The organism is Massilia sp. Masssp94, assembly GCF_059491305.1.
This window is the reverse complement of record NZ_CP168501.1, coordinates 3040660-3055301: the sequence shown is the minus strand read 5'-3', so window position 1 is coordinate 3055301 and position 14642 is coordinate 3040660. Positions and strand designations below refer to the sequence as shown.

The 14642-nt window shown below is 64.5% G+C and carries 16 protein-coding genes; 12 read left to right on the top strand and 4 right to left on the bottom strand.

From position 1 onward, the window contains the following. The first annotated feature begins 28 nt into the window (after positions 1 to 28). Both grxD and ACEN9G_RS13590 read left to right on the top strand, forming a co-directional pair. Positions 29 to 346, top strand: coding sequence for a Grx4 family monothiol glutaredoxin (gene grxD, locus ACEN9G_RS13595; protein ID WP_056126084.1), 318 nt, complete (start codon positions 29 to 31; stop codon positions 344 to 346). After that, on the top strand, positions 339 to 932 hold the full coding sequence (locus ACEN9G_RS13590; RefSeq protein ID WP_413339500.1) for a UbiX family flavin prenyltransferase: 594 nt from the start codon (positions 339 to 341) through the stop codon (positions 930 to 932). The genes grxD and ACEN9G_RS13590 overlap by 8 nt, the downstream gene beginning before the upstream one ends. Here ACEN9G_RS13590 and ACEN9G_RS13585 read toward each other — a convergent pair whose 3' ends face one another. The 3 genes from ACEN9G_RS13585 to ACEN9G_RS13575 all read right to left on the bottom strand — a co-directional run bounded on the left by ACEN9G_RS13585 (position 933) and on the right by ACEN9G_RS13575 (position 3187). Next, a complete protein-coding gene (locus ACEN9G_RS13585; protein WP_413339502.1) occupies positions 933 to 1106 on the bottom strand; it encodes a hypothetical protein in 174 nt (57 codons plus the stop codon). A gap of 278 nt (positions 1107 to 1384) precedes the next feature. Then, entirely contained in the window at positions 1385 to 1798 is a 414-nt protein-coding gene (locus ACEN9G_RS13580; protein ID WP_036233319.1) for a transcriptional regulator, read from the bottom strand. 336 nt (positions 1799 to 2134) lie between these two features. Further along, positions 2135 to 3187 carry an MBL fold metallo-hydrolase gene (locus ACEN9G_RS13575; protein WP_413339504.1) on the bottom strand — a complete coding sequence of 351 codons (1053 nt, stop codon included), beginning with the start codon at positions 3185 to 3187 and terminating at the stop codon, positions 2135 to 2137. A gap of 136 nt (positions 3188 to 3323) precedes the next feature. On the opposite strand from ACEN9G_RS13575, the gene ACEN9G_RS13570 reads away from it, so the two are divergent. The 9 genes from ACEN9G_RS13570 to ACEN9G_RS13530 all read left to right on the top strand — a co-directional run bounded on the left by ACEN9G_RS13570 (position 3324) and on the right by ACEN9G_RS13530 (position 12626). After that, positions 3324 to 3758: a MerR family transcriptional regulator gene (locus ACEN9G_RS13570; protein WP_052170522.1), complete on the top strand. Its 435-nt coding sequence runs from the start codon at positions 3324 to 3326 to the stop codon at positions 3756 to 3758. Positions 3759 to 3835: 77 nt separating this feature from the next. Further along, the gene (locus ACEN9G_RS13565) at positions 3836 to 4621 is read left to right on the top strand and encodes a DUF4349 domain-containing protein (RefSeq protein WP_413339506.1); all 786 of its coding nucleotides are present in this window, start codon (positions 3836 to 3838) and stop codon (positions 4619 to 4621) included. A gap of 96 nt (positions 4622 to 4717) precedes the next feature. Then, positions 4718 to 5902 carry an isovaleryl-CoA dehydrogenase gene (locus ACEN9G_RS13560; RefSeq protein ID WP_413339508.1) on the top strand — a complete coding sequence of 395 codons (1185 nt, stop codon included), beginning with the start codon at positions 4718 to 4720 and terminating at the stop codon, positions 5900 to 5902. A gap of 167 nt (positions 5903 to 6069) precedes the next feature. Continuing rightward, positions 6070 to 7899 (top strand): bifunctional isocitrate dehydrogenase kinase/phosphatase, encoded by a 1830-nt coding sequence (gene aceK / locus ACEN9G_RS13555; protein ID WP_413340640.1) that lies wholly within the window; start codon positions 6070 to 6072, stop codon positions 7897 to 7899. Continuing rightward, entirely contained in the window at positions 7892 to 9091 is a 1200-nt protein-coding gene (locus ACEN9G_RS13550) for an acetyl-CoA C-acyltransferase (RefSeq protein ID WP_413340638.1), read from the top strand. Before aceK ends, ACEN9G_RS13550 begins: the two co-directional genes overlap by 8 nt. A gap of 68 nt (positions 9092 to 9159) precedes the next feature. Continuing rightward, a complete protein-coding gene (locus ACEN9G_RS13545) occupies positions 9160 to 9828 on the top strand; it encodes an SDR family oxidoreductase (protein ID WP_413340636.1) in 669 nt (222 codons plus the stop codon). Between the two features lie 27 nt (positions 9829 to 9855). Then, positions 9856 to 10983, top strand: a complete 1128-nt coding sequence (locus tag ACEN9G_RS13540) for an acyl-CoA dehydrogenase family protein (protein ID WP_413340635.1) — start codon at positions 9856 to 9858, stop codon at positions 10981 to 10983. Next, a complete protein-coding gene (locus ACEN9G_RS13535) occupies positions 10980 to 11552 on the top strand; it encodes a GNAT family N-acetyltransferase (RefSeq protein ID WP_413340634.1) in 573 nt (190 codons plus the stop codon). Before ACEN9G_RS13540 ends, ACEN9G_RS13535 begins: the two co-directional genes overlap by 4 nt. 45 nt (positions 11553 to 11597) lie before the next feature. Continuing rightward, a complete protein-coding gene (locus tag ACEN9G_RS13530) occupies positions 11598 to 12626 on the top strand; it encodes a hypothetical protein (protein WP_413340633.1) in 1029 nt (342 codons plus the stop codon). Here ACEN9G_RS13530 and ACEN9G_RS13525 read toward each other — a convergent pair whose 3' ends face one another. After that, positions 12627 to 13640 (bottom strand): zinc-binding alcohol dehydrogenase family protein, encoded by a 1014-nt coding sequence (locus tag ACEN9G_RS13525; protein WP_413340631.1) that lies wholly within the window; start codon positions 13638 to 13640, stop codon positions 12627 to 12629. A 97-nt stretch (positions 13641 to 13737) separates the two neighbouring features. Here ACEN9G_RS13525 and ACEN9G_RS13520 point away from each other — a divergent pair, with 97 nt between their 5' ends. Then, positions 13738 to 14637, top strand: coding sequence for a LysR family transcriptional regulator (locus ACEN9G_RS13520; protein ID WP_413340629.1), 900 nt, complete (start codon positions 13738 to 13740; stop codon positions 14635 to 14637). Positions 14638 to 14642 lie beyond the last annotated feature (5 nt).

The following is a 14642-nucleotide window of genomic DNA, read 5'->3' as shown; positions in this document are numbered from 1 at the left end:
CTCAAATTCTCACCAAAGGCAGAACCAAATGAGCGACGTACAATCCTGGATCAAAGAGACCGTGACCGCCACGCCCGTCGTGCTGTTCATGAAGGGCACCGCCCAGTTCCCGCAATGCGGTTTTTCGGGCCGCGCGATCCAAATCCTGAAGGCTTGCGGCGTCGATAACATCGCCACCGTCAACGTGCTGGAAGACGCGGAAGTCCGCCAGGGCATCAAGGAATACTCGAACTGGCCGACCATTCCGCAGCTGTACGTGAACGGCGAATTCGTCGGCGGTTCGGACATCATGACGGAAATGTACGAGTCCGGCGAACTGCAGGCCCTGCTCAAGAAGAATGGCTGATCCCGGCCCGCGCCGGATCGTCGTCGCCATCACCGGCGCGACCGGCGCGATCTATGGCGTGCAGCTGCTGCGGCGGCTGGCCGCCGTACCCGGCGTCGAGACGCACCTCGTCATTTCCGACGCCGCCACCCTCACCCTGCACCAGGAAGTCGGCCTGCAACGGCGCGACGTGGAAGCGCTCGCCCATGTGGTGCACCGCAACCGCGAGATCGGCGCCTCGATCGCCAGCGGCTCGTTCCAGACGGCCGGCATGGTAATCGCCCCCTGTTCGATGAAGACGCTGGCCGCGGTCGCGCATGGCTTGTCGGACAACCTGATCGCGCGCGCCGCTGACGTCGTTTTAAAAGAACGCCGGCGCCTGATCCTGATGGTGCGCGAGACGCCGTTCAACCTGGCGCACCTGCGCAACATGACGACGGTCACGGAAATGGGCGGCATCGTCTTCCCGCCGCTGCCGAGCTTTTATCACCGCCCCGCCACCATAGCCGAGATGGTCGACCACACGGTGGCGCGCGTCATGGACCTGCTGGGCGTGACGAACGATCTCGCCCCGCGCTGGGGCGGCATGAACGGCGCTACGCCCTGATCAGGCGAGGTCGCCGTACGGGTCGCGTTCGGCCCGTCTCTGTTCTCTTGCATCTTCGATTTTTCTGCGCTGCTCGTTACGCTTGCGCATGATTTCTGCGTGCTGGGCCGCCGTCATCGGCGGTGCTGTCATGAGATCCTTCAACTGCGCGGTGTTGCTGTAGTTATTAATCATGAGGCGACTGCATCCTTATATGACCGATAACACTAAGGCAGGTCGATAAACCGCCGACGGTTTTTCGAAGTGCCGCTGGCGGGCGCCAGGCAGGAACGCGAACTCGACGGTTGCGACGTTCCGTTAGCGTTACCGATTATGCGCGAGACTCGGCGGTTTGTGCGGACTAATCGCAGAAAAAAAATTGCAGTACAGAAGTGCGTGACGCGGCGCCCGGAACTTGCGGACGCCGCGTCATGAGATGCGGCCATCGTGAATCCGATGGCGATCAGGAAGGATTATTTCTGCTGCTGGTGATTCATGCGCACGAGCATGCGGATGAATTCGCGCGCCAGCTGCTTGTGGTGCTCGTCCAGGCGTTGCAGGTCCGCGATCAGCTTGACGTCGGCCGATTCGAACCGGGTGCTGCCGTCGGCGCCGTCGCCATTGGCGGCGGCATTTTCCGAACCGCCGAAGCGCAGCCAGTCGGCCGGCACACCCAGCCACTGCGCGATCATGCGCAGTTTTTCCTGGGTCGGGATCGCCTCTCCGACCAGCCATTTACGTGCCGCGTGGACCGTAATCGGACGGCCCTCGAAGCGAATGTTAAATTCCCGCGCGAGCCGGGTGGGACTGTCCGGAGAATAATGGGCGTTTTTCAGGGCTTGCTGCAGGCGCTCGCTGAAGCTCTCCCGTTCGTTAGTCGAATTCATGGGTGGCACTAAGGGTTCATGCAAAGCCGTCATTAGGTCGCTCCGTTGACCAGACCGTCTGTGACGGCAGGAGAGGCTGTAGGTAACAAATGAGTGAGTATTGATCAATTCTCACAGTGCTGTCCAGCAATTCCCGTTGTATCCAGCATTCTGTGAGATATGTGTGAAAAATATCCTACAGGAAAAGGAAAACGTTTGCTCGTTCAATTTCCTACTGAAAATTGGAACATTTCTTCCTCTTAGCACGACAAATGATGCCAAGAGTCAACAAAGTGGTGAGAAGTCCGGTTAGATTGTCGTGATTTTTGCGACACCCATTGGCCTCAATATGTTGTTTTAAGTCAACTTAAATCGGACGATGCCATCGTCGCCGGTTACACGCACGAGGTTACCGTTGTACCAAAGATAATGAAGATGGGCCAGAGCCTCGCCGATCGCAAAACTGAGCTGGTGCGCGTCGAGTTGTCGCTTGAACATCAACGGGACAATGTCAACTGCAGATTTCGGCTCGGCACAGACGGCGCGGACTTCGTCCAGCCGTGCCGCATGGTGCGCGCGCAACTGCGCGATGCGGGTGTGGACGCCGCGGAACGGTTTGCCGTGCGCGGGCAGGACGAGGGTGTCGTCGGGCAGGTCGGCGAACTTGTCCAGCGAATCCAGGTACAGCTGCAGTGGGTTGCCTTCCGGCTCGACGGCGAACACGGAAACATTCGTCGAAATGCGCGGCAGCACCATGTCGCCCGAGATCAGAATGCGGTCTTGTTCGTCGTACAGGGAGACATGTTCCGGCGAGTGACCGAAACCGGTGATCACGCGCCATTCCCGCGCGCCAACGACGACCCGCTGGCCATCCTGCAGGCGGGTGTATGCCGCCGGCACGGCCGGCACGAGCGACGGGTAGTAATTCTTGCGGCTCTGCATCTGCTCGAGCATGCCGGGGTCGACGAGACCGTGACGCTGGAAATGCGGGATCGCCGACGGGCCGTCGACGCCCGGCAGCGCGGCGGCCATCATGCGCGCGAAGCCGAACTCGCCCGTACTGATCCAGAACGGGGCGTCGAACCGGTCGCACAGCCAGCCGGACAAGCCGACGTGGTCGGGGTGACAGTGAGTGGCGAACACGCGCAGCAGCGGCCGGTTTTCCATCGCGTCCGTGAACAGCTGTTCCCAGGCGGCCCGGGTCGCATCGGTGCCGGCGCCGCAGTCGACGAGGGACCAGCCGCGCTTGCCTTCCGCGGCATCGTCGAGCAGCCACAGATTGATATGGTCGAGGGCGAACGGCAGCGGCATGCGCAGCCACGACAGGCCGGGCGCCACGTCCGTGACCGTGCCGAGCGGCGGGATGGCATCGCCGAATGGATAGCTGAGCTGGGCTTCGAGGGGATTCATGCAATGGACTTTCGTATGGATGCGGGGCGCAGGCGCGTTACAATGCCGCAAACGCTTTGACGTAAACGTAAACGGAAGGCGCAGGCTGTGATTCTAAGCGATTCCGGACCGCGCCACTTTTGACCCGCAGAACACCATGGCCACCACCTACACCATCGCCGAACTGGCACGCGAATTCGACATCACCGCACGTGCGATCCGCTTCTACGAAGACCAAGGGCTGCTGAGCCCGATGCGCGAAGGCCAGGGCGGACGCAACCGTGTCTACACGCCGCGCGACCGCACCCGGCTGAAACTGACGCTGCGCGGCAAGCGCCTGGGCCTGACCTTGTCGGAGATCAAAAGCATCATCGACATGTACGAGACGCCGAAGGACACGGTGGCCCAGATCAACCGTTTCCTGGGCGTGCTGGCGCACCAGCGCGAGACGCTGGAGCAGCAGCGGGCGGATATCGAGATGTCGCTGGCGGAAATTTCTGTTCACGAAGAAGAATGCCGGCGGCTGCTGGCGGAATCGGACGCTGCCGGCACTCTGCTGGGCGAGGATGCCGGCGAAAAGGACGCAGCCTGATATAAAGCGCGTCTTTTTCCGGAGGACGATTTGCTATCTTGGGGTTCCAGACGAACCAATCCAGGAAGCAATCAGGCATGCATCGCAATTTCTTTTCCTACCTATCCCTCGCGCTTCTGCTCGCTACGCTCGCCGGCTGCTCGAAGGTGCAGCAGATGCCGATGCGCGAGCAGGCGCCCATCGCACAACATGACCGCGCAAACGCGGCGCGGCAACTCGCCTACGAGCACTTCGTCGACGTCGACGCTGCACCGGACAAGGTGGCAGCCCTGTATGCGGACGGCCTGCGCGCCTGCCGTGCAGCCGCCGCCGCGTGCACCCTGCTGGAGTCGCGCATCGACAGCGAGCCCGACGCCGCGGCATCGCTGAAATTCCGTGCCAGGCCGGACGTCGTCCCGGCACTGATCGCGGCAATGGGGAAACAAGCCGAGCTTGCCCGCCAGTCGACGCACGTCGAAGACCTGTCCGGCCCGATCGCGGATACGGCACGCGAACTGGCCATGCTGGACGACTATCGCAGCCGTCTCGAAGCCTTGCGTAACCGCGCCGGCAACGACGTCGACGCACTGATCAAGGTCAACCGCGAACTGGCCGAGATCCAGTCGAAGTATGAAACGGCGGACGGCAAGCGCGCCCAGCTCGCCCAGCGCGTCGACACCGACATCCTGAACGTGTCCATCCGCTCGGACCGGCAACGGCCGTTCTGGGCGCCGATCCGCCGTTCACTGGAACAGTTCGGCAGCAACCTGTCGCAGGGAATCGCGTTCGCCGTGTCGGGCATTGCATATCTGCTGCCGTGGCTGTTCACCATCCTGGTCGCGGCCTGGGCGGTACGCAGGATGTGGCGCAGGCGCCGCCGCTGAGTACGGGCAGTCGCTTGACGTTTACGTTAACGTCACTCCGCGCTATCATCTAGCCTGGCCATCAGCCATCCACTAGACGACGAGAACGAGGACGACATGCTGCATCTCCCTGGCTTGACCTTTGACCACGGCGAAGACATCGCCGCCCTGCGCGAAGCTGTACAACAGTTCGCCGCGAGCGAAATCGCCCCGCGCGCGGCCGAGATCGACCGCACCGACCAGTTCCCGATGGACCTGTGGAAAAAAATGGGCGAACTGGGCCTGCTCGGCATCACCGTCGGCGAGGAATACGGCGGCGCCAATATGGGGTACCTGGCGCACATCGTCGCCATGGAAGAAATTTCGCGCGCCTCGGCCTCCGTCGGCCTGTCGTACGGTGCCCACTCGAACCTGTGCGTCAACCAGATCAAGCGCAACGGCAACGAAGAGCAGAAGCGCAAATACCTGCCGAAGCTGATCTCGGGCGAGCACGTCGGTGCATTGGCCATGTCCGAGCCGAACGCCGGCTCCGACGTCGTCAGCATGAAGCTGCGCGCCGAGCTGAAGGGCGACCGCTACGTTCTGAACGGCACCAAGATGTGGATCACGAACGGTCCGGACGCCGACACGCTCGTCGTCTACGCCAAGACCGACATCGAGGCCGGCCCGCGCGGCATGACCGCGTTCCTCATCGAGAAAGGTTTTAAAGGTTTCTCGATCGCCCAAAAACTGGACAAGCTGGGCATGCGCGGGTCGCACACGGGCGAGCTGGTATTCCAGGATTGCGAAGTGCCCGTCGAAAACGTGCTGGGTGGCGTGGGCAAGGGCGTGAACGTGCTGATGTCGGGCCTGGATTTCGAACGCACCGTGCTCTCCGGCGGCCCGCTGGGCATCATGTCGGCGTGTATGGACGCGGTAGTGCCTTATATCCACGAGCGCAAGCAGTTCGGTCAAGCAATTGGTGAGTTTCAATTGATGCAGGGCAAAGTGGCCGATATGTATTCGACGATGATGGCTTGTCGGGCGTATGTTTATGCGGTAGGTCAAGCCTGCGACCGTGCACAGTCGCCGGAACAGGTCCGCGCCCTGCGCAAGGACGCGGCCGGCGCCATCCTGTACAGCGCCGAAAAAGCGACATGGATGGCCGGCGAGGCGATCCAGACGCTGGGCGGCAATGGCTACATCAACGAATATCCCGTGGGCCGTCTGTGGCGCGACGCCAAGCTGTACGAGATCGGCGCCGGTACGAGCGAAATCCGTCGCATGCTGATCGGGCGCGAGCTGTTCGGCGAGACGATGTAAGTTTGTGGAGAAGAGGAGACCGGGCGAACAAGAAGATCGGCAAGAGCCGGCTGAACAACAACTCCACGTAGCCCGAAAGCCACGAACGTCGTTCCCGCCCCCCCAGGCGGGAACGACGGATCGGGTAATACAATAACAATAACGTTCTCCACCGCGCGAGCCGCACGATGACCCAGGCCACTTTCCCCAAGCTGCTGTCGTCCCAGATCGCCTTCGACATCGCGCGCACCATCCTGGACGGCTTCGACCGCCACTACACGCTGTTCCGCCAGGCCAGCAAGACGGCCAAGACCTGGTTCGAGCGTGCCGACTGGACGACGGCCCAGCAGGCCGCGCGCAAGCGCATCGATTTCTACGACAAGCGCGTGCAGGAATGCGTGCATGCGCTGGAAGACGAATACGCGCCGGAGGACCTCGACGACGACACCTGGCGCGAGACCAAGCTGCATTACATTGGCCTGCTGACGGACCACAAGCGCCCGGAACTGGCGGAGAGCTTCTTCAATTCCGTCTGCTGCCACATCCTGCACCGCAGCTATTACCGCAACGATTTCATCTTCGTGCGCCCGGCCGTTTCGACGGAATATATCGAGACGGACGAGCCGGCCCCGACCTACCGCGTGTACTACCCGGCAGCGGACGGCCTGCGCTTCTCGTTGCGGCGCATGGTGACGAATTTCCAGCTCGACTGCCCGTTCGCTGACCTCGACCGCGACATCGCGCTCGTGGAGGCACGCATGGTCGAGCATTTCGGCCTGCACGAGCGCGAGCCGAACCAGCAGCTGCACGTGCTGTCGAGCCTGTTCTTCCGCAACAAGGCCGCCTATATAGTCGGCCGCGTCATCAACGGCGCCCGCGAGCATCCGTTCGTCGTGCCGATCCTGCACGACCGCGCCAGCCGGCTCGTCCTCGATGCGGTGCTGACCGACCCCGAGCAGGTGATCCTGCTGTTCTCGTTCACGCGCGCCTATTTTATGGTCGACATGGAGGTGCCGTCGGCGTTCGTGCAATTCCTGCGCAGCCTCATGCCGAAAAAGCCGCGCAGCGAAATCTACACGATCCTCGGCCTGCAAAAGCAGGGCAAGACGCTGTTCTACCGCGACTTCCTGCAGCACCTGAAGCACAGCTCCGACGCCTTCCGTATCGCGCCCGGCATCCGCGGACTCGTGATGCTCGTGTTCGAACTGCCCTCCTTCCCGTACGTGTTCAAGGTGATCAAGGATTTCTATCCGCCGCCGAAAGAGACGACACGGGCCCGCATCAAGGAAAAATACCTGCTGGTGAAACACCACGACCGCGTGGGCCGCATGGCGGACACGCTGGAGTACTCGGACGTGGCCTTTCCGCTGTCCCGCTTCGACGAGGAACTGCTGGCCGAACTGCGCCGGTTCGCCCCTTCGCTCGTCGACATCGAAGGCGACCACATCGTCATCAAGCACCTGTACATCGAGCGGCGCATGGTGCCGCTGAATATCTACCTGGACCGTGCACAGCGCAGCGGCGACGACGACCTCATCGAACATGGCGTGTTCGAGTACGGCAATGCGATCCGCGACCTCGTCGCCGCGAATATTTTTCCGGGCGATATGCTGTACAAGAACTTCGGCGTGACCCGACATGGCCGCGTCGTGTTCTACGACTACGACGAGATCGAGTACCTCACCGATTGCAACTTCCGCGACATCCCGCAGCCGCGGAACGAGGAAGACGAGATGGCCGCCGAGCCCTGGTATCCCATCGGCAAGCACGACGTCTTTCCCGAACAATTCGCGCGCTTCCTGCTCGCGAACCCAAAGATACGCGCCGCGTTCATGAAACACCATGCCGCACTATTGACGCGCGTCTGGTGGCAGTCGCACAAGGACCGCATCCTCGCAGGCGAGCTCGAAGACATTTTTCCGTATCCGCAGCACATCCGGTTCCATCTCGCGGACCCAACGAACCCGGCGACACCCTCGCCGCAACCCCATTACTTGGAGACCTTACACAATGAATGATCCAATCGTTATCGTCGGCGCCGCCCGTACCCCGATGGGCGCCTTCCAGGGCGACTTCTCTTCGAAATCCGCGAGCGACCTGGGCGCCGTGGCGATCAAGGCGGCCGTCGAGCGCGCCGGCGTCGACGCGAGCCTCGTCGAGCACGTCTACTTCGGCAACTGCCTGATGGCCGGCCAGGGCCAGGCGCCGGCGCGCCAGGCGCTGATCAAGGCGGGCCTGCCGCTGTCGACCGGCGCCGTCACGCTGTCGAAGATGTGCGGCTCCGCGATGCAGGCCGCGATCTTCGCGCACGACGTGCTCAAGGCCGGCAGCGCGGACGTCGTCGTGGCGGGCGGCATGGAGTCGATGACCAATGCCCCGTACCTGATCCCGAAGGCGCGCGGCGGCTACCGCCTCGGCCATGGCGTCATGTTCGACCACATGATGATGGACGGCCTGGAAGACGCGTATTCGCGCAACGAGAAGACGGGCGAAGGCCGCTCGATGGGCACGTTCGCCGAGGAGTGCGTGGCCAGGTACGGTTTTTCGCGCGAGCAGCTGGATGCGTTCGCGATCGAATCCGTCAAGCGCGCGCAGAACGCCACCGAGTCCGGCGATTTCCAGTGGGAGATCGCACCGGTGACCGTCGCGAACCGCCTGGGCGAAACGATCGTCGAGAAGGACGAAGGCCCCGTCAAGGCGAAGGTCGACAAGATCCCGACGCTGCGTCCGGCCTTCAAGAAGGATGGCGTGATCACGGCGGCGTCTTCGTCGTCGATCAACGACGGCGCCGCGGCCCTCGTCATGATGCGCGAGTCGACGGCGAAGGAACTGGGCGTGACGCCGCTCGCCCGCATCGTCGCGCACACGACGCACGCGCAGGAACCGGACCAGTTCGCGACCGCCCCGATCGGCTCGCTGAAGAAGCTGTTCAAGAAGACTGGCTGGACGCCGAAAGACGTCGACCTCTTCGAGATCAACGAAGCGTTCGCCGCCGTGCCGATGGCCGCGATGCACGAGCTGGACATCCCGCACAGCAAGGTCAACGTCCACGGCGGCGCGTGCGCGCTGGGCCACCCGATCGGCGCGTCCGGCGCGCGCATCATCGTCACCCTGCTGGGCGCGCTGAAGAAGACGGGCGGCAAGCGCGGCGTGGCGTCGCTGTGCATCGGCGGCGGCGAAGCGACCGCGATGGCGATCGAGATGGTCTGACCGTCACGCACGCGTTGCTAAAACACGGTATGGTGACGGACTGTCATCCATACCGTGAAGGAGCATCCATGTCCACAGCCCTCATCATCGGCGCCTCGCGCGGCATCGGCCTCGAACTGGCCCGTCAATACCGCGCCGACGGCTGGCGCGTCATCGCCACCGCGCGCAAGCCCGCGGATTGCGATGCGCTGCGCCGGCTCGGCGCGGAAGCGCACCAGGTCGACGTCACGAATGCCGAATCGATCGGTGGCCTGGGCTGGAAGCTGGACGACGAAAAGGTCGACGCCGCCTGGCTCGTCGCGGGCGTGTACGGCCCCGATCACGCCGGCTTCCCGACGGAGAAGGAGTTCGACGACGTCATGCACACGAACGTGCTGGCCGCGATGCGCCTGCTGCCGATCGTCGCACCGCTGGTGACTGCCACGCGCGGCAAGGTGGCCGTGATCTCGTCGCGCATGGGTTCCATCGGCACGCGCACGAGCAACCAGGGCTCGCTGTACCGCGCCAGCAAGGCCGCGCTGAATTCCGTGCTGGCCGACGCCGCGCTGACGTACGGCCCGCAGGGCGCGACGTGCCTGACGTTCCATCCGGGCTGGGTGCAGACCGACATGGGCGGCGCGAGCGCCACGCTCACCGTCGAGCAGAGCGCGGCTGGACTGCGCGCCACCCTGGCCAAGGCGACGCCGGCGCAGAACGGCGCCTTCCTCAATTACGACGGCACGCCCATCCCATGGTGAGCCGTCCAAGATAACAACCGAGACAACATGATTTTGACCGAAGAACACCAGATGATCCGCGACGCCCTGCGCACCTTCGCGCAGGAACGCCTGGCGCCCAATGCGGCACGCTGGGACCGCGAGCACCATTTTCCGAAGGACGAGCTGAAGGAACTGGCCCAGCTGGGCGCGTTCGGCGTGGCCGTGCCCGAGCAGTACGGCGGCGCGGGCCTCGACTACGTCGCGCTGGCGCTGGTGCTGGAAGAGATCGCGGCCGGCGACGGCGGCACCTCCACCATCATTTCGGTCAATAACTGCCCCGTGTGCTCGATCGCGATGACGTACGCGAACGCGGCGCAGAAGGAACGCTGGCTGCGCCCGCTCGCGCAGGGCGATTTGCTGGGCGCGTTCGCGCTGACGGAACCGCACACGGGCAGCGACGCCGCCGCCCTGCGCACGACGGCCGTGCGCGACGGCGACCACTACGTCCTGAACGGCACCAAGCAGTTCATCACGAGCGGCAAGAATGGCGACGTCGCGATCGTCATGGCCGTAACAAGCAAGGCGGCCGGCAAGAAGGGCATCAGCGCGTTCTGGGTGCCGACCGATACGCCCGGCTACATCGTCGCCGGCATCGAACAGAAGATGGGCCAGCATTCGTCGGACACGGCGCAGATCGTGTTCGACAACTGCCGCGTCCCGGTTGAAAACCTGATCGGCGAAGAAGGACAAGGCTACAAGATCGCGCTGTCGGGCCTGGAGGGCGGACGCATCGGCATCGCGTCGCAATCGGTGGGCATGGCGCGCGCCGCGTTCGAGGCCGCGCTGGCGTATGCGAAGGAGCGCGAAAGCTTCGGCACGCCGATCTTCGACCACCAGGCGGTGCAGTTCCGCCTGGCCGAGATGGCGATGCAGATCGAGGCCGCGCGCCAGCTGATCCTGCACGCCGCGGCGATGAAGGATGCGGGCCTGCCCTGCCTGAAGGAAGCCGCGATGGCCAAGCTGTTCGCATCCGAGATGGCCGAGCGCGTGGTATCGTCGGCGATGCAGGTGTTCGGCGGCTACGGCTACGTGGCCGACTTCCCCGTCGAGCGCATCTACCGCGACGTGCGCGTGTGCCAGATCTACGAAGGCACGAGCGACATCCAGAAGATTTTGATTGCAAGGGCTTTGTGACCGCATTGATGGACAACACGGAGGCGTTGACGATCCGCCCGGCCAATGAAGCCGACCTGGCGCCATTCTTCGCCTACCTGGACGACCACCTGCGCGACAACGGCGCCGACGGCACGCCGCTGTTCCAGCCCATCGCTCCGGGCCAGCCGCGCCTGCCGGCCGGGCTGCGCATCGCATTCATCAAGGGCATCGACATCCCCGCCGGCCAGCCGGGCTGGCGCCGCCTGTGGCTCGCCATCGACGCCTACGGCGACATCGCGGGCCACATCGACCTGCGCGGCCGCCCGGAACCGGCCGCGACGCACCGCGCCATGCTCGGCATGGGCGTGCACCGCGTGTGGCGGCGGCGCGGACTCGGGCGACGCCTGCTCGAAACGGCGGCCGCCTGGGCACGGGCCGAAACGGACATCGAGTGGATCGATCTCGAGGTCCTGTCCGACAACCGGCCGGCGGTCGAACTGTATGCGCGCGCCGGCTTCACGACCGTCGCGCGCGTGGCGGACATGCTCCGGATCGCGGGGGTCGGCCATGACTTGAGCTACATGTCGCTCAGGCTGCGCCAGCGGTGAGAATCGGTGAGCATGCGGTCCGGGTCCGCATGCTAGAGTGGGTTGATGAAAACCGCCCTGCCTCTCCTCCTGGCTGCCTGCCTCGCACAGGCGGCCCACGCCGACGATTGCCAGGTCGGCAAACTTCTCCCGGCACCCAACGACCAGTCCGTGCACTGGACGGGCCCCTGCAACAATGGCTATGCGGAAGGCAAGGGCGTGCTCGAATGGACGACGAAGGACGGCACCACGCGCCGCATCGAAGGCACGCTCGCGCACGGCGCCGTCAGCGGTGAAGCGAAGCTGAAAGCAGGCGACAAATTCACGTACATCGGCTCGCTGACCGACGGCGTGCCGGATGGCGAGGGTTACCTGCACTTTGCCAGCGAGCTGCGCTACGAAGGCGGCCTCAAGATGATGCGGCGCGAGGGCAAGGGCGTGCAGATCTATCCGAACGGCGATACCTACCAGGGCGAATTCCACGCCGACCGGCCGAACGGCCAGGGCCGTCTCACGTACGCGCTCGGCGGCATGGTCGAAGGCGAGTTCCGCGATGGCCGTCCAGTCGATGGCGACCGCATCACGTATGCGGGCAGCGGCCGCGTCGGCACGCTCGATGTTGGTGCCCGCAACGGGGCGCTGGCCCGTCCCAAGCCGGAGAACACGTTCCAGCAGCGCCAGGCCGAGCCGGACACGGGCACGCTGCTGGCGAAGACGGACGTGCGCTCGCCGCTGCCGACCAACGTCGGCTGGGATGGTCTCACCCCCGAACAGAAGGATATCGTCCGCAACGGTTATCCGGCGCTGGAACCTGGCGACGATCCGCCGTATCCGCTGAACGGCACCGTCGAATTCAACCGGCTCGCGGTGGCTGTCGCCGGCAAGTACGCCGCCCGCGGCCTGCTGCGCCTGCACGTGCTGGTCGGCGCGGACGGCAAGGCGAAGGAGGTGCGCAAGGTGGGCAGCTTCGACGACGACGTGATCCGCTACATCGCCAGCGCCGCGATGGCCATGCGCTACAAGCCCGCCGCCTGCCACGGGCAGCCGTGCGAGATGGTCTATCCGATTTCGATGGAATTTACGCGGCGCTTGTAATCAGAACCCCGCCAGCACGATCTTGCCCTGCGCGCGGTTCGACTCGATCAGCGCGTGCGCTCGCTTGAGGTTCGCCGCATCGATGCGTCCAAAATTCTCGTTGGCCGTCGAGCGGATCGTGCCCGCGTCGATCAGGTCCGCCACGCGATTCAAGATCTCGTGCTGGCGGATCATGTCCGGCGTCGAGAACAGCGCGCGCGTGAACATCAGTTCCCAGTGCAGCGACACGGCCTTGCGCTTGAACTTGCGGACGTCGATCGGGGCCGGGTCGTCGATCAGCCCGAATTTACCCTGCGGCGCGATGATCTCGACGATCTGGTCGAAGTGCTGCTCCGTGTGCGTGAGGCTGATCACGTAGTCCGGCGCGCCCAGGCCCGCACGCTGGATCTCGTCGGTGAGCGGCCTGCCGTGGTCGATCACGTGGTGGGCGCCGTGCTTCAGCACCCAGTCGCGCGTCTCCGCACGTGACGCCGTGCCGACGACCGTCAGGCGGGTCAGCTGGCGCGCCAGCTGCACGAGGATCGAGCCGACGCCGCCCGCCGCGCCGATCACCAATAACGTCTTGCCTTTGCCGCGCTCGTCGGTCGGCACTTCCAGACGGTCGAACAGCAGTTCCCACGCCGTGAGGCTCGTCAGCGGCAGCGCGGCGGCGCCGCCGAAGTCCAGCGACTGCGGCATCCTGCCGGCGATGCGCTCGTCGACCAGTTGCAGCTCGCTGTTGCTGCCGGCGCGGGCGATGGAGCCGGCGTACCAGACGCGGTCGCCCGGACGGAACAGCGTCACGTCCGGCCCGACGGCCTTCACGATGCCGGAGGCATCCCAGCCCAGCACTTTCCACTCGCCGTCGGCCGGTTTCGAGCCGGCGCGCACCTTCACGTCGACGGGGTTCACGGACACGGCCCGCACCTCGACGAGCAGGTCACGGCCGGTCGCGACCGGGTCCGGCAGGGTGATGTCGACGAGGGCATCGGCGTGAGCGATGGGCAGGTTGTCCTGGTAGGCGATGGCTTTCATGGTGGCTCCTTGGTGATCGATGGTTGTCATTCTGGGCGCTTCGATCTTTTTGATAAACTGCGCAATCAAGAAATCACTTTCAAAATTTATTTGAAAAATGAATCTGCGCGACCTCGAACTGTTCGTCACCACGGCCGAGCAAGGCGGCCTCTCCGCGGCCGCGCGCGTGCTGGATGTATCGCCGGCCGTCGCCAGCGCGAGCCTGAAGCGGCTGGAGGCGGATCTCGGTACGGCGCTGTTCGTGCGCACGACGCGCAGCATGCGCCTGACGGTGGCCGGCGAACGCCTGCTGGCCCGCTGCCGCCCGCTGCTCGACGGCCTGCGCGACGCCGAGGCGGAGGTACGTGCGGGAGAAAACACGATCGAGGGACAATTGCAGATCTCGATGCCGTCCGACCTCGGCCGCCACGTCGTGCTGCCGTGGCTGAACGCGTTCCAGGAACGGCATCCGGCCGTGCGCCTGCGGCTGCAGCTGACGGACCGGCTGGCCGATATTTATCGCGAGCCCGTCGACATCGCGCTCCGCTTCGGCAAGCCGAGAGAGTCCAGCATGGTGGCGCTGCCGCTGCTGGAAACGAACCGCCGCGTGCTGTGCGCGTCGCCTGCGTATCTGGCGCGGCACGGCGCGCCGGCGTCGCCGCATGACCTATCCGCGCATAACTGCCTGTGCTTCATGCTGGAGGAGTCGGTCAACGACCGCTGGCGCTTCTACAAGCACGGTGCCGAGATCGAGGTGACGGTGCGCGGCGATCGCGTGGCTGACGATTCCGAGATCGTGCGGCGCTGGGCACTGGCTGGCCTGGGGCTGTGCTACCGCTCGCGCATCGACGTGCAGGCCGATCTCGCAAGCGGTGCGCTACATACCGTGTGCGCGGACTGGGAGGGCAACAACCAGCCGCTGTACATGGTGCTGGCGAACCGGCGGCAGGTGTCGCCGGCCGTCAGGGTGCTCAGGGAGTTTCTGGTGGAGCGGGTGCGGGAGATGGTGGCGGCGTAATCCGT

Bases quoted from the DNA above. Each gene is read 5' to 3' on its own strand.
- ACEN9G_RS13545 (WP_413340636.1), top strand. From the start codon at position 9,160: ATGTCCACAGCCCTCATCATCGGCGCCTCGCGCGGCATCGGCCTCGAA.
- ACEN9G_RS13585 (WP_413339502.1), bottom strand. From the start codon at position 1,106: ATGATTAATAACTACAGCAACACCGCGCAGTTGAAGGATCTCATGACA.
- ACEN9G_RS13550 (WP_413340638.1), top strand. From the start codon at position 7,892: ATGAATGATCCAATCGTTATCGTCGGCGCCGCCCGTACCCCGATGGGC.
- ACEN9G_RS13560 (WP_413339508.1), top strand. From the start codon at position 4,718: ATGCTGCATCTCCCTGGCTTGACCTTTGACCACGGCGAAGACATCGCC.
- ACEN9G_RS13520 (WP_413340629.1), top strand. From the start codon at position 13,738: ATGAATCTGCGCGACCTCGAACTGTTCGTCACCACGGCCGAGCAAGGC.
- ACEN9G_RS13530 (WP_413340633.1), top strand. From the start codon at position 11,598: ATGAAAACCGCCCTGCCTCTCCTCCTGGCTGCCTGCCTCGCACAGGCG.
- ACEN9G_RS13580 (WP_036233319.1), bottom strand. From the start codon at position 1,798: ATGAATTCGACTAACGAACGGGAGAGCTTCAGCGAGCGCCTGCAGCAA.
- aceK (WP_413340640.1), top strand. From the start codon at position 6,070: ATGACCCAGGCCACTTTCCCCAAGCTGCTGTCGTCCCAGATCGCCTTC.
- grxD (WP_056126084.1), top strand. From the start codon at position 29: ATGAGCGACGTACAATCCTGGATCAAAGAGACCGTGACCGCCACGCCC.
- ACEN9G_RS13575 (WP_413339504.1), bottom strand. From the start codon at position 3,187: ATGAATCCCCTCGAAGCCCAGCTCAGCTATCCATTCGGCGATGCCATC.
- ACEN9G_RS13565 (WP_413339506.1), top strand. From the start codon at position 3,836: ATGCATCGCAATTTCTTTTCCTACCTATCCCTCGCGCTTCTGCTCGCT.
- ACEN9G_RS13570 (WP_052170522.1), top strand. From the start codon at position 3,324: ATGGCCACCACCTACACCATCGCCGAACTGGCACGCGAATTCGACATC.
- ACEN9G_RS13590 (WP_413339500.1), top strand. From the start codon at position 339: ATGGCTGATCCCGGCCCGCGCCGGATCGTCGTCGCCATCACCGGCGCG.
- ACEN9G_RS13540 (WP_413340635.1), top strand. From the start codon at position 9,856: ATGATTTTGACCGAAGAACACCAGATGATCCGCGACGCCCTGCGCACC.
- ACEN9G_RS13525 (WP_413340631.1), bottom strand. From the start codon at position 13,640: ATGAAAGCCATCGCCTACCAGGACAACCTGCCCATCGCTCACGCCGAT.